Origin of the sequence: Alteribacillus sp. HJP-4 (assembly GCF_042139015.1) — a bacterium.
Classification (GTDB): Bacteria; Bacillota; Bacilli; order Bacillales; family Marinococcaceae; genus JBHIKY01.
In genome coordinates, this window is record NZ_JBHIKY010000062.1 from 1 (window position 1) to 961 (window position 961).

Below are 961 nucleotides of genomic sequence, written 5' to 3' on the forward strand. Positions count from 1 at the left end.
GGGCTGTCCGTTGGAAAACACAGCAAGCGTACAGGGGCATCAATAGGATGATTCTCCCTGAAGGGGAATATGCTACTTTCAAACAGATTCAGGAAGCTGGCGGAAAGGTAAAGAAAGGATCAAAAAGTTCCTTAGTTGTGTTCTGGAAGTGGTTAGAAAAAGAAGATAAAAAGTCAGGAGAGATAGATAAGATTCCGATACTTCGTTATTACCGGGTTTTCGAGAAGTTCTGTTACTATTAAGTAAACGATAGGTTATTTCATTAAAGGGCCAGATTATGGAATGAAAAGGGGTTTTAGGAATGGAAATTGAAATTAGTAATTAAGACTCTAGAAAAGGAGATTAAGGGATGAATCGTTTAAATTTAATTACTTTAGGTGTAAAGGACATGGTGGAGTCACTTAATTTTTATCGTGATGGACTTGGATTTGAAGTATTTGTATATGGGGATGAAACAAATCCAGATGTAATTTTTTTTAATAATGCAGGGACAAAAATCTCACTGTTTCAAATTGACCGTTTAGTGAAAGATATTAACGAAAAAAATCCACCAGCAGTCGGCAGGGGCTTTGGAGGAATCACACTTGCTTATAACGGAAAGTCAAAAGAAGAGGTTAATGAAGTGTTTTCGTTAGTTGAAAAAGCTGGAGCGAAAATCATCAAGGAGCCTGAAACAGTATTTTGGGGTGGATATAGTGGATATTTTCAAGATCCAAACGGATTTTATTGGGAAGTTGCATATGGAGAGAACTGGGAATTCGATGAGAACGATATGTTGATTATTCGTGAAGATTAGGACGGTACGATAGTAAGCAATCGGAGCGCGATTGTTGAACAACACAGGTAGAAAATGATCAAACTTTTTTATAAAAATCAAACTTAAATCCGCTGAAAAAGAATCCATTTTGATCAATCTTTTTTCAAAATGGATTCTTTTTATTTATCGTAAAATATGGGTTTG

2 protein-coding genes are annotated in these 961 nt (G+C 35.8%); both read left to right on the plus strand.

Annotated elements, in window-relative coordinates; genetic code table 11:
* Positions 1 to 242, plus strand: a 242-nt coding sequence (locus tag ACE4RR_RS21510) for an ArdC-like ssDNA-binding domain-containing protein (protein WP_375537459.1), incomplete at its 5' end; no start/stop codon positions are given.
* Between the two features lie 107 nt (positions 243 to 349).
* Positions 350 to 796 (plus strand): VOC family protein, encoded by a 447-nt coding sequence (locus tag ACE4RR_RS21515; protein ID WP_375537460.1) that lies wholly within the window; start codon positions 350 to 352, stop codon positions 794 to 796.
* The last annotated feature ends 165 nt before the right edge of the window (positions 797 to 961 follow it).